Origin of the sequence: Mucilaginibacter flavus, from assembly GCF_030409315.1 — a bacterium.
In the GTDB taxonomy this organism is placed as follows: domain Bacteria; phylum Bacteroidota; class Bacteroidia; order Sphingobacteriales; family Sphingobacteriaceae; genus Mucilaginibacter; species Mucilaginibacter flavus.
This window is the reverse complement of the sequence record NZ_JAUFPS010000024.1, coordinates 63,137-76,610: the sequence shown is the minus strand read 5'-3', so window position 1 is coordinate 76,610 and position 13,474 is coordinate 63,137. Positions and strand designations below refer to the sequence as shown.

General features: G+C 42.6%; 8 protein-coding genes and 1 tRNA gene. All 9 read left to right on the top strand.

The window, feature by feature from the left end:
• The first annotated feature begins 2 nt into the window (after positions 1-2).
• Positions 3-1,442: a SusD/RagB family nutrient-binding outer membrane lipoprotein gene (locus QWZ17_RS08460; protein WP_290304705.1), complete on the top strand. Its 1,440-nt coding sequence runs from the start codon at positions 3-5 to the stop codon at positions 1,440-1,442.
• Between the two features lie 49 nt (positions 1,443-1,491).
• Positions 1,492-1,563 (top strand) — tRNA-Cys (locus QWZ17_RS08455).
• A gap of 840 nt (positions 1,564-2,403) precedes the next feature.
• A complete protein-coding gene (locus QWZ17_RS08450) occupies positions 2,404-2,934 on the top strand; it encodes an RNA polymerase sigma factor (RefSeq protein ID WP_290304704.1) in 531 nt (176 codons plus the stop codon).
• Positions 2,935-2,970: 36 nt separating this feature from the next.
• Positions 2,971-4,110, top strand: coding sequence for a FecR family protein (locus QWZ17_RS08445; RefSeq protein ID WP_290304703.1), 1,140 nt, complete (start codon positions 2,971-2,973; stop codon positions 4,108-4,110).
• 186 nt (positions 4,111-4,296) lie between these two features.
• Entirely contained in the window at positions 4,297-7,800 is a 3,504-nt protein-coding gene (locus QWZ17_RS08440) for a TonB-dependent receptor (RefSeq protein WP_290304702.1), read from the top strand.
• Positions 7,801-7,819: 19 nt separating this feature from the next.
• On the top strand, positions 7,820-9,796 hold the full coding sequence (locus QWZ17_RS08435; protein WP_290304701.1) for a RagB/SusD family nutrient uptake outer membrane protein: 1,977 nt from the start codon (positions 7,820-7,822) through the stop codon (positions 9,794-9,796).
• Positions 9,797-9,835: 39 nt separating this feature from the next.
• The gene (locus QWZ17_RS08430) at positions 9,836-11,041 is read left to right on the top strand and encodes a DUF5000 domain-containing lipoprotein (RefSeq protein ID WP_290304700.1); all 1,206 of its coding nucleotides are present in this window, start codon (positions 9,836-9,838) and stop codon (positions 11,039-11,041) included.
• Positions 11,042-11,076: 35 nt separating this feature from the next.
• A complete protein-coding gene (locus QWZ17_RS08425; RefSeq protein ID WP_290304699.1) occupies positions 11,077-12,324 on the top strand; it encodes a DUF4998 domain-containing protein in 1,248 nt (415 codons plus the stop codon).
• A gap of 717 nt (positions 12,325-13,041) precedes the next feature.
• Positions 13,042-13,431, top strand: coding sequence for an SMU1112c/YaeR family gloxylase I-like metalloprotein (gloA2, locus tag QWZ17_RS08420; RefSeq protein WP_290304698.1), 390 nt, complete (start codon positions 13,042-13,044; stop codon positions 13,429-13,431).
• Positions 13,432-13,474 lie beyond the last annotated feature (43 nt).

Here is a 13,474-nt window from a genome sequence, read left to right as displayed (position 1 = left end):
TCATGAAAATTAAATATACAAGTATACTATTATCGGGGGCGCTGTTATTTTCCGCGGCCTCGTGCAAAAAGGAGTTGGTAAAAATTAACCAAAACCCCAACAATTCGCAGGTTGCGCAGCCAGATTATTTGCTTACGGCCGCTACAAAGGCAACTGCCGATACCTACTGGGGTGTTGCCAATACCATGGAATCGAGTTTATTGTTTGTGCAGTACTGGGCCAAAATTCAGTATACAGATCCCGACAGGTATATTTTAACAAACAGCGCATTCCAGGAATTGTGGACCGTTGGCTACTCAAAAAGCATCGTAAACTTTAACCAGATCATTAAACTGGCCGACGCGCAAGCCAACACCAATTATAAAGGCGTGGCATTGGTGCTGCGTTCATGGGTGTTTACATTACTAACAGATGCCTACGGTAACGTCCCTTACAAACAGGCGGTAAGTATCGATCAGTACCTTACCCCGGCATATGATAATCAAAGGGATGTTTATTTCGCCCTGTTAGATGATTTAAAGGCGGCCCAAACGGCGCTTGACCCGGCTGGTAAAGCCATTGCAGGCGATGTAATATATGGCAACAATATTGCTCTTTGGAAAAAGTTTGCAAACTCGTTACGTCTGCGTATCGCGTTACGTATTGCCGATAGGGAACCTGCAAAAGCAAAACAGGTTTTGGCCGATATTCAGGCAGAAGGTGGGGCTTACATCAGTTCTAATGCAGAGATAGCCCAATTGGTTTACGTTGATTCGCCTAACCAAAACCCGGTAAGTAACCTGTTTGATACGCGCGATGATTATCGCGTTAGCAAAACTACGGTTGATAAACTTACCGCTTTGAATGATCCGCGTTTGCCCGTTTATGTAAGCAAAACGCAGGATGCAACCCCGCAAGGTTACGTAGGTATACCAAACGGTTTATTGGTTGGCGATGCCAGCAGCCTGGGCTTTACCAAAACATCAAAACCGGGTAGCTATTTCAGGGCGCCACACGCGCCTGCCGTAATCATTAGCTATGCCGAAGTATTGTTTGACAGGGCGGAGGCCGCGGCCCGCGGATTTACTACTGAGAATGCTGCCGATTTGTACAAACAAGCCGTAACAGCTTCGTTAAAACAATACAGCATTGCCGATGCCGATGTTGCCACTTACACCGCCTTACCGGCTGTGCAATACGATGCAACCAACTACAAAAAATCAATTGGCGAGCAAAAGTGGATAGCGCTTTTTGCCCAGGGATTGGAAGCTTTTGCCGAATGGCGCAGGCTGGATTATCCGCAACTACAGCCAGCTGTAGCGGGTACGCTTAACGGTAAAATACCGGTAAGGTTTATTTACCCCGGCACCGAGCAATCATTAAACGGCAGCAGTTACAACGCCGCCGTTGCCGCCCAGGGTGCCGATGTATTAACCACCAAACTTTGGTTTGATGTAAATTAAATACCAAGCCGGCTATATTCCTTTTTGGGTATAGCCGGCTTTTTTTTAAGGCGGAGTGGCCGAGTGGTTAGGCGGGGGTCTGCAAAACCTTTTACGACGGTTCGAACCCGTCCTCACGCCTCTTAATTATTGTATATTGGCAGGGCTGCGGGTAAATTTTCAATAATTTTCCCCGGCCCTTTTTTCTTCTTCATGGATGCTGGGCAGGGCAAACGCATTTAAATAGGGTTAACATAACTTAACACATTTTAGATATATTTCTTAATAAATAATTGATAATCAATTGTTTATATTTTTTCATGGTTAACATCCTGAGGAGCAAAAAAATGAAATATTTGTTCTACAAATAGATAGCCGCAATGTGGCAATGTTGTTAAATTAAGCTTTTTTCCCCGTAGGAGATAAAGCTTTGTAGAAAAAACAAGAAATAGCGCTCCGTGCCGTAGGTACGAAACCTGAGTAGCGTACCTACGGCACGCAAAAAATCTTAATTCCCGTATACTACAAAGCTTTTGCTCCCATGGAGCAACTTGTCAATCTCTTAACTTAATGGCATTTCGCATAGCGACTACCTATTGTCCGCATGGAAAAATCTCACGTTGTGCTGAAATGTTTAAAAGCGATCTCTTTATAGGGCTTCCGTTTTTGCAGTTAACAATTCGTTATAGCTTATAATTTGATATTTAAGTGTTTAAAATACATTAAAAATACATATGGCTTCCGGATTAAAAAGGCATTATTTTAATCAATGATTGTAACTTGATAAGGGTATTATAAAATATTTTTAGCTATGATTTTACCAATGAATCCTCGAAAAATGCTGACTTAGGTACGGGTTTTAAAACGGATAGGAATTGAAAAAATTGTTTAAATAATTGTTGTTTTGACAATAAAAATTTCTACATTGGCTTTTGATAAGCAATTCAATCGGCTTTATTATAAACCAGTTATAGTTCATTTCATGGAAAATTTAGGTGACGCTCAAATTATTGAGCAGTTAAAAACGGGCAATCGGGAGGTGTTTGAAGTGCTTTTTAAAAAGTATTACAAGCTGCTTATCGTAACCGCTTTTTATGTTTTAAAAGATGAAATGGATGCCGAAGATGTTGTTCAGGGTTTTTTTATTGATCTTTGGGAAAGGCAGTTGTATCACAACATCAACTCGTCGTTAAAAGCTTATTTAACCACTGCCATTCGTAACCGGTGCTTAAAAAAGATGGAAGCAGAAACAAGGGTGCAGAAAAAATTAGTTGATTATGGCTATACGCTCAGCGAAGTAGAAGAAGATGTGGTTGTTGCCCCGCAAATTTATCCCGAAAAATTATTGGCTGATCTTTCGGTGCAGCGTATGCAAGCCTTTACACTGGTGCATTATCAAAATAAAAAGTACACGGATGCAGCCATGGAAATGGGTATTAGTATTAACTCCTTAAAAACTCATTTAAAGCTGGCGGTGCGCGCTTTAAAGGAAGGGTTAAAAAGTGTTAAATAATTCACCCGTTTTATATATAATAAGGTCTTACAAATAATGGCATATAATAAAACATATATACAGGAGCTAATCATTGAACGGGTTACCGGTACAATTAGTGCCGAGGATGATAGTTTGCTTGAAACCGCCATACAGCATGATGAGCAGGTGAAGCAAATGTGGGATAAAATGCAGCAGGAGCTTAACACCAGCCAAACCTTTTTTAACAATATTGATGAAAATAGTGCATGGGATAAAATAGCGCCTCAAATTTCAAACGTCAGGCCGATAGGCTCCAGGCGTAGCGGTATAACCAAGTGGATTTCAATAGCTGCCTTACTGTGCATTAGCATAGGGCTTTTCTTTTACTGGCAGCCCAAACAGGTTACCGGCGGTTTGACTTTAAAAAAGGTATCCAACAAACCCGCCATAGAATTACAAATGGCAAATGGGCAGCGCATCAATTTATCTGACACTGGCAAACGGATTATAAGCACCTCCTTCGCTAACCTAAAAAAAGGCAGCAATGGCTTAAGCTACCAGTTGGCCAATACCAAAACCCAGGAGTGGAGCACGTTGATGATTCCGCCTAAATTAAATTACCAGATAGTTTTATCTGATGGTACCGAAGTTTGGATGAACTCAGCATCAAGCCTGCGCTTTCCCTTTGCTTTTACCGGCCAAACAAGAGATGTGTATTTAAGCGGTGAGGCGTTTTTTAAAGTGGCAAAAAACAAGGCGCTACCTTTTATAGTGCATACCAATCAAACCGATATTAAAGTATTGGGTACCCAGTTTAATGTAAATACTTATAAGCAGGATGTTACCACAACATCATTGGTTGAAGGTTCTGTAACCACTAACAGTGCAAATACACCTAAGGTGTTATTACAACCGGGTTACCAGGCCGTTTATGCCGCGGGTAAAGGTTTTTTAACCCAGCCATTTGAGGCCGATGTTGAACTGGCCTGGATGCATGATATCTATTATTTTCATGATACCAAACTACAGGACATTGGTGAAGTGCTTTCGCGCTGGTTTGATGTAAAGGTTGTTTTTGATGATCCGGCCAAGGCGCATGAGGCCTTTAGCGGCGCTATTGAAAAAAACAGGCCCATTGAAGTTTTTATTCAAAATATCAAAACATCGGCAGGGGTAAAAACATCTTTTGCAGATGGTGTTTTGCACATCAAATAATACAATACTTTAAGAATTTGCCCACCGCCTTAGTGTTGTGACTTTGCTATCAAACCATTTGATTAATTGTTCTTTATGGCTGTTTGTATAGCTAAAAATAAAAAAAGATAATCTTTTTTTATTTCCCCTTCACCCGATTTTCTCAAACCGGGTCTTAGAAGAAACCAAATTATAAACCCAATAAATATGGAGAGAATTTTATTCTGCCGGCGGATAATACTGCCCTTTATTTTTCTTTTATTGGTAACCTGCTATAGCGCGGTACACGCGCAAAATACGGGACCAATAACACTCAAAAAGGCTAATACCACCTTAGCCGAGGTGTTTAAAGCAATTAAAAAACAAACAGGACTCACTGTTTTTTACAGCAACAATTTATTAAATGATAAAGAAGTTGTTTCCGTTGATTTTAAAAGCGCCGATTTAAAAGAAGTTTTTGCCACGCTTTTAAAAGGTAAAAACCTTAGTTACGTACTGCGCGACCAGCTCATAGTAATTGAAAAAAGCGAACCCGCGCCCGCAGCGCCTCCACAGCAAAAGGAACCCGTAAAAGCGGTAGTCCCCAAAAAGGTGCAGGGTGTTGTTACCGACGATAAGGGACTTACCTTACCCGGCGTAAGCGTTAAAGTTAAAGGTACTGCCATTGGTACACAATCAGATGCAGACGGTAAATATTCTTTAAACCTAAAAGAGGGTAACACTGCCATCGTTTTTTCATTTGTGGGATCAAAATCACAGGAGTTTGAACTGGCAACCTTTCCTTTATCAGCTAACGGAACTTATAAGATAGATGCACAAATGGGGGCCGATAAAACCTCGCTTGAGGAGGTTGCCGTTGTAGCTTACGGTACCCAGAAAAAGGCGAGTTTGGTTAGCTCCATAACTACGGTAAGCCCTAAACAACTTAAAGGCCCTTCAAGTAACCTTACCACTATGCTTGCAGGTGTGGTACCGGGTATGATATCATACCAGCGCAGTGGCGAGCCGGGGGCTGATAACGCCCAGTTCTTCATTCGTGGTGTGGGTACATTCGGGGCCGGTAAGGTTGATCCGTTGATTTTGATTGACGGTATCGAATCTTCAACTACGGATCTGGCCCGTTTACAGCCGGATGATATTTCTGGTTTTTCGGTGCTGAAAGATGCTACGGCTTCATCATTATATGGTGCCCGCGGTGCAAACGGCGTTATCCTGGTAACCACTAAACGTGGTGAAACAGGGGCGGTTAAGTTCAATGTACGTGGCGAAAATTCAACCTCATCAAACATTAAAAATATCGATTTAGCAGACAATATTACTTACATGACTTTGGCCAATGAGGCTGTGCTTACCCGTAATCCGCTGGGTGCGCTCCCTTATTCGCAAAATAAAATAGATCATACCGCTAAAGGTGATGACCCGCTGTTGTACCCAAGCAACAACTGGATCAAGCAGCTCATCAAAACCAAAACCAACAATCAGCGGTATAATATGAATGCCAGCGGTGGTTCTGAAAAAGCGAAGTACTACCTGGCCATGACCTACAATATTGATAATGGTAACCTGGCCGAAAACAGCCTGAATAATTTCAGCAACAACATTAAGCTGCAATCATATTCCATATTATCAAACACCACACTAAACCTTACCAAAACTACCGAGGCGGTAGTAAGTTTAAAAGGTCAGTTTGATAGCTACCACGGACCTATAAACGGCGGCGGCTACACTTTTTTAAACGCCTTGTGGAGTAACCCCGTAGCTTTCCCTGCAATTTATCCCGGTAATTTGTTGCCGTATGTAAATCACCCGCTTTTTGGTAATACTATTATCCCAAGCGGTGGCCTCTATATGAACCCTTACGCGCAATCGCTATCGGGCTACCAAAGTTCAAATACCAGCACGCTAACAGCACAGTTAAACCTGAATCAAAAGCTCGATTTTTTGACTAATGGCTTATCTGCAAGGGTGATGGCGTATACCACCCGCTATTCATACTTTACGGTATCGCGCCAGTATAGTCCTTATTACTATCAATCAAACGTACTTAACGGTCAGTTTAATGGTTTAACTTTACTTAATGATGGTTCGTCGGGCAGTGTAGGTGCCACACCAACAGAATATTTAACCTACAGCCCCGGCGGCAGCGTATCTAACGCAACAACTTATATTGAAACAGCGGTAAACTACAACCGCACATTTGGCCAAAAGCATGCCGTTAGCGGTTTGCTAATTGGTACCATGCGTAATTACCTTACCGCCAATGCGCCATCGTTGCAATTGTCGTTACCATCGCGCAACCAGGGTGTATCGGGCAGGTTTACCTATGGTTATGATAACCGCTACCTGTTTGAATTTAACTTTGGTTACAACGGCTCGGAGCGTTTTGCAAGTAACCACCGTTTTGGCTTTTTCCCGTCTGTGGGTGCCGGCTGGGTGGTATCAAACGAAAAGTTTTTTGAGCCTGCGTTATCTGTTATTGATAACCTTAAATTCAGGTTTACCTATGGTTTAGTGGGTAACGATCAGATAGGTTCGGCCAATGATCGCTTTTTTTACCTGTCTGATGTTAATTTAAACAGCGGCAATAACGGCCAGTTTGGTACCAATTACACCTACAGCAGGCCCGGTGTGGTTACCAACCGTTATGAAAATCAAAATATTACCTGGGAGCAATCAAGGCAAACCAATATAGGTATGGATTTAACGGTAGCAAAAGACTTTACCTTAACAGTAGATGCCTATCAGCAAAACCGCGATAATATATTGATGGTGCGTAGTACTATACCTTCCTCCATGGGTTTGCAGGCCAATATATCTTCAAATGCCGGTAAATCATCAAGTAAGGGTGTGGATATTGCTATGGATTATAAGAAAAACTTTACTAACTCTTTCTGGATACAATCCCGCGGTACGCTTACTTATGCTAAGAGCAAGTTGTTAAAAAACGAGGAACCTATTTACCCCGCCAACCTGCAATACCTGAGTAAAGTAGGTAATTCGCTGAGCCAGATATACGGCCTTGTTGCCGAGCGCTTATTTGTGGACGATAAAGATGTAGCCAACTCGCCGGTACAAAGCTTTGGCGCCTATAAAGCAGGAGATATTAAATACCGGGATATGAATGGCGACGGAAAAATATCAGCCTCGGATGTGGTACCAATAGGCTACCCGCAGGTGCCCGAAATTATTTACGGCTTTGGTTTTTCGGTAGGGTATAAAAACTTTGATATCAGTGCCTTTTTCCAGGGATCGGCCCGGTCATCCTTTGTGATCAACTCGGCAGATATTTCTCCTTTCTATTTAGTGAATGGATACAACCCGAATAACCAACTGAATACAGGTAACCAAAGTGGCCTGCTTAATTCAATTGCTAAAGACCATTGGTCGGAAGATAACCGCAACCCCTATGCATTTTGGCCGCGTTTAAGCTCTACCATACAGCCAAACAATAGTCAAACCGATACTTCACCAACATCAACATGGTGGTTGCGTGATGGTTCATTCCTACGCCTTAAATCGGCAGAGATTGGTTACAACTTCACCAAAAATCAATTGAAAAGCATCCACTTGAAAAGCGCGCGTATTTATGTAAACGGCCTAAACCTGTTAACGGTAAGCAGCTTTAAACTGTGGGACCCGGAAATGGGCACATCTGGATTAGGGTATCCAATTCAAAAAGTGTTCAACTTAGGCTTAAGGGTAGAATTTTAAAAGCTTTCAAATCAATTATATGAAAAGTAATTTTATAGAAAAAATTAAACATACCGTATTAAGCCATTCGCCTAAAGGATATACCAGCCTGTTAGCAGTGGCTTTAATAATGGTTTTGCCAATATCATCCTGCAAAAAATCATTTCTTGATGTGGTGCCGGATAACGTATCAACCATAGCTAACGCGTTTGTTTCAAAAACCGAGGCAGAAAAGTATTTGTTTACCTGCTACTCATACCTGCCTACCGAAACCGACCCTACCTATAACGTAGGCCTTACCGCCGGCGATGAAGTGTGGGTTGAAGACCCGGCAGGCCACATCAGGCCAACCAATGTGCTGCAATTGCCCAGGGGTTTTCAAAACTCATCAGATCCTATTGCCAACTACATGAACGGTACCCGCGATGCCGCGGCAAATTACAAGGCTATACGTGATTGTAATGTGTTTTTAGAAAACGTAAGCGACCTGACTAAAGTACGCGATCTGGATGTGGATACCCGCGAGCGCTGGATAGCCGAAGCGCAGTTTTTAAAGGCGTTTTATCATTTCCAATTATTCAGAGCTTATGGCCCGATTCCTATCATCGACAAAAATTTGCCTATCGATGCCTCTATCGACCAGATAAGGGTGAAACGCCGCCCGGTTGATGAGGTGGTAACCTATATTGCCGGCTTATATGACCTGGCAGCTGCCAAACTTCCATTAACTATCCGCAATGAAGGAAGCGAGCTTGGCCGTGTTACTAAAGGAGCGGCGTTAAGCATGAAAGCAAAGCTGCTGGTTACTGCCGCAAGCCCGCTGTTTAATGGTAACCCCGATTATAATTCGTTCAAGAATAAAGATGGCGAGCAATTATTTAACCCTACCTACAGTGCCCAAAAATGGCAACTGGCGGCCGACGCGTGCAAAGCGGCTATTGATTTTTGCGAATCGCAAAATATACAGCTGTATACTTTCCCCGCGCCAACTAATAAGCTTAGCGATACTACCATGACGCAAATGAGTATCAGGAATGCCATGAGCGAAAAGTGGAACGACGAGTTAATTTGGGGTTTAACTGCCGATAATAACATCAACTATAATTCATTTTTCCAGTCGATGTGTGCCGGGCAGTATGATTTTAACAATGCCGATGCCGCGAAATCGGCAAACAGGCCATTGCTTGGTCCTACTATAAAAATGGCCAAAATGTTTTATACCAAAAACGGAGTGCCAATTACCGAAGATAAAACGCTTGATTTTACCAATATTTCGCAATTGCGTGTTGGTACCCATGCCGAACGTTTTAACATTAAAGAAGGCGAAACTACGGCTCGCCTTAACTTTGACAGGGAGCCCCGTTACTATGCCGATTTGGGTTTTGACCGTGGTGTATGGTACATGGCCAACAGCCCTACCAAAACCGATGAAGATACCTGGTGGATGAAATCGCGCGGAGCCGAAGTTGGCCAATCGTCGCCAATACCTATCGCCGGATTTTACATGAAAAAAGCGCTTAACTGGCATTATGAGTGGGCCACGGTAACCTATATCAATTACCCATGGCCAGAAATGCGCCTGTCTGATTTGTACCTGCTTTACGCCGAGGCATTGAACGAAGCGCAAGGCCCGGTAGCTGATGTATATACTTATATAAACCGCATTAGGGCAAGGGCTGGTTTGCCTACCGTGCAGGATTCATGGTCAAATTACAGCATCAACCCAACAAAATACACCACCAAAGATGGTATGCGCTCCATTATACAACGCGAGCGCGCGGTTGAGCTTTGCTTTGAAGGTCATCGTTTTTGGGATTTGCTACGTTGGAAAACGGCAGGAGTGGAGCTTAACGGCAACGTAACTGGCTGGTCAATCAGCGAAAACTCGCCAGAGTTGTATTACCGCGAACGCTCTATTTATTCAAGGCATTTTATAATTCCGCGCGATTATTTATGGCCTATACAGGAAAGCGATTTGCTGGTTAACCAAAACCTGGTTCAAAATCCTAACTGGTAAATGTATAGCAATCATATGTTTAACACTAAAAACATTAACATGGAAACAATGAAATTACGTACCGCTTTATACATATGGCTATTAGCGATAATAGTAGCCGGTTGTAAGCAGGATACACTTAATAAACCTACGATAACAAATAATGGTGCCCCGGGTGTGGTTAGCAATGTGAAGGTGCAAAACCAAAATGGGGCAGCCACTTTAACCTATACATTACCTAATGATGCCGATCTTTTTTACGTAAAAGCGGTATATGAAACATCGCCGGGTAAAACGCGCGAAGTTATTGCATCGCACTATACCAATAACATTACCATTGATGGCTTTGCCGATACGCTTGCCCACGTGGTAAAGTTATATGCCGTTAACTCAAGCGAAAAGGCCTCGGCACCGGTTAATGTTACGGTTACGCCACTAACGCCGCCTTACATACTTGCTTTCCGGTCGCTTAAAATAACTGCCACCTTTGGCGGGTTTAACGTGGCTGCCGATAATATTAACCAGGATAACCTGGCCATTGTACCCATGGTTGATACCGCAGGTAACGGTTTGTACGTACAGCCAAAAGGTATGGATAACATTTATAGTAACAGCGTTTTAATAAAAGCGGCTGTGAGGGGCCAGCCGGCTGTAGAACGGAAGTACGCCTTTTTTGTGCGCGATAGGTTTTTAAATAAATCTGATACGCTGTTTTTGAAGCTTACACCATTTTACGAGGAGCAGTTTTCAAAATCAGATTGGTCGCCTTATGTATTGCCCGGCGATGCTACCAATTTATACTCCTATACAGATATTACTAAAATTTGGGATGGTAACTTCACCGGCGGCTGGCCAAACTGTTTATTCACGGTTGAGAGTGCCGGCAGCCCGCAAATGGTAACTTTTGATTTGGGTAAACAACGGGTGCTTAGCAGGTTTATACTAAACCCGTTCCTGGAGATTGGCAATGTTTATTATGTGAGGGGTAACTTAAAAGAGTTTGAAATATGGGGTTCAAACACGCCAAATGTAAATGGTGCTTTAGATGCTTCATGGACAAAACTGGTAACCTGCACGGTGGTAAAACCATCGGGTTCGCCATCGGGTACCGAAACCGCTGCCGATTATCAATACGGTCATGATGGTTGGGCATTTGATTTTCCGGCAAACCCGAATTCTTATAGATACATCAGGATCAGGAGCCTGCACAACTGGACAGGATCATACTTTATGAGTATCAGCGAGTTTACCTTGTTTGGAAAGTAGTAAACGTGTAAGGCATTTTCAATTTTAATAAAATTATGAAACAGCATAAAAATATATCATACTACCTTTTGGTATTAACGACGTTTGTTATAGGCGCCTGTACCAAAATGGATGATTACAAAAAGAAATACGAGCCAAATGGGGCAATCATTTACCCGGGTAAATTAGATTCGGTGCAGGTGTTTTCGGGCAAAAACCGGGTGCTTTTAACAGGCCTTTTTACATCCGACCCTAAAATTGTAAAGTACCGGGTTTATTGGAACAGTAAACAGGATTCTATCGAAACACCGGTAACCCGTACATCGGGCGTTGATACCGCCAGGCTATACATCCCTAACCTGCCCGAAGGTATCATGACTTTCGAGATTCGTACATACGATAACGCCGGGCATGTATCTATCCCCGTAACGCTGGCAGGCAACGTTTATGGCAGCTTGTACCAAAGCTCGCTCATTAACCGCGGTATAGCTAAGGCCGAATTGCAAACAGATGGCTCGGCACTGATTAACTGGGCCGATGTTAACGCAGATGACGGTTTGCTATCAATGGAAATTAAATATGCCGATGCCGCTAATAAGCAGCATGATACCTTGATTACATCGGTACCAAGCGGTTTAAGCACCTCTTTGCCTAAGTTTAAAGCGGGAAGCGTAATTAGTTATCGTACGGCTTTCAAGCCCAACAAAACCGCTATTGATACTTTTTATGTAGACTACCAGGATCATAGCGTAAAGGCCGAGGTAACCAATATTTATTTATCAAACACCGGCCCTTTCCAAAGAGCAACTTATGATGGTCGTTGGGGAACGCTTGCAGCGCCATGGATTACCAATGCTGCCGCAAAAAACAAAGATGGTGGTACCAATGGCGGCTATTCATCAGACGCGGGCGGCGTTATTAACTGGGAAACATGGGGTAATACCCCGGTGGTGAACGGTATAGTGTACCAGGCTACAAACGCGGCCTTACCTGCGGGCAATTACATTGTTTCGTTTAGTTATTACTCCGAGGTGCAATCTAACTCAAGCGTATACTGTGTAGCGGCAGCGGGCGGCAATGGCATACCGGTATTGGCTAATCTGAGCACAGCCCTTGGCTCGGCAAAAATGTTTAACGGTGCTAATGTTGGCGCAACCAGCCCTAACGTTACCGAAACAAAAACCTTTACGTTTACGCTTACTACTCCGCAAGTAGTGTCAATAGGTTTTTTGGGTAATGTTGTAGGCAGCGGTAACCCGGGTAGTTATTTCCAGGTATCCAATATTAAGTTGTTTAAAAATTAAACTAAACTTAAAAACTATCTTTTTAAGCCTTATCATATCCCGGCCAGGTAATCCTGGCCGGGATTTTTTTGCCTTGTGCGGAATTGCCCGCCTCCATACCATTCCGCTTTTTGACAAAATTGTAAGCTGGGTGTGGCAAGGTGTGTCGTAATTACACAATAATAGTGGAGGTATTTCTACAAACTGAGACGAAAATTTTTATTAAGTGCCGATTTAAGCGATTTAATCCATATTTAATAACTGGCATCGCGTTTGAATTAAACTTAATACCTTTTCTCATAAAGGTTGTTTTCATAGGTAGATGTAGGGCCGTAAAACTGCGAGAGTTTTTACGGCCTTTTTTATGTTAAAAGCGTTCGATGGTTTTACATTGTAATTGATATTTAATCCGGATGTTTTGCGATTATTGATTACTATTGCTTATCAACAGCGCAGGAAAATCGCTTTTAAAGACTTGCATAGAAAAGGTAACTCCTACGGAGCAAAAAAATAAAATATTTGTGCTACAAATAGGCAGCCGCCATGCGGCATCGAATATTTAATAAAACGAAAAATTGCCGCATCGCGGCTACCGGTTTGTAGAAAAAAATGAACCAGGCCAGATGCCGCATCGCGGCTACCTGTTGTGTGTTCATTAAAAGGTATCGCTTTGTATGAAAATGTTAAAGACGATTTCCATGAATAAACAGCGCTAATACATTAAGATAATTGTAAATAATGCTTAAACTTAATAAAGTACATCATATAGCCATCATCTGTTCAGACTATCAAAAGTCTAAACATTTTTACACCGAAATATTGGGATTAAAAATAGTACGTGAGGTTTATCGCGAAGTAAGGGATTCTTATAAGCTCGACCTGGAAGTGTGCAATCAATACCAGATAGAACTTTTTTCGTTCCCCAACCCCGTACCACGCCCATCGCGACCCGAAGCTGCCGGTTTGCGCCATTTGGCATTTGAAGTTGATGCCCTTGACGAAGCCGTATTTCACATCAAAGAATTTGGTATTGAGGTTGAACCGATAAGAATTGACGAGTTTACCGGCAAACGCTTCACCTTTTTTGCCGATCCGGATGGCTTGCCGCTGGAATTGTATGAAGTTTAGTAGTAAGTAGTGAGTAGTAAGTAGTAAGTATCAAGTAGTAAGT

Bases quoted from the DNA above. Each gene is read 5' to 3' on its own strand.
- gloA2 (WP_290304698.1), top strand. From the start codon at position 13,042: ATGCTTAAACTTAATAAAGTACATCATATAGCCATCATCTGTTCAGAC.
- QWZ17_RS08435 (WP_290304701.1), top strand. From the start codon at position 7,820: ATGAAAAGTAATTTTATAGAAAAAATTAAACATACCGTATTAAGCCAT.
- QWZ17_RS08440 (WP_290304702.1), top strand. From the start codon at position 4,297: ATGGAGAGAATTTTATTCTGCCGGCGGATAATACTGCCCTTTATTTTT.
- QWZ17_RS08450 (WP_290304704.1), top strand. From the start codon at position 2,404: ATGGAAAATTTAGGTGACGCTCAAATTATTGAGCAGTTAAAAACGGGC.
- QWZ17_RS08445 (WP_290304703.1), top strand. From the start codon at position 2,971: ATGGCATATAATAAAACATATATACAGGAGCTAATCATTGAACGGGTT.
- QWZ17_RS08460 (WP_290304705.1), top strand. From the start codon at position 3: ATGAAAATTAAATATACAAGTATACTATTATCGGGGGCGCTGTTATTT.
- QWZ17_RS08425 (WP_290304699.1), top strand. From the start codon at position 11,077: ATGAAACAGCATAAAAATATATCATACTACCTTTTGGTATTAACGACG.
- QWZ17_RS08430 (WP_290304700.1), top strand. From the start codon at position 9,836: ATGGAAACAATGAAATTACGTACCGCTTTATACATATGGCTATTAGCG.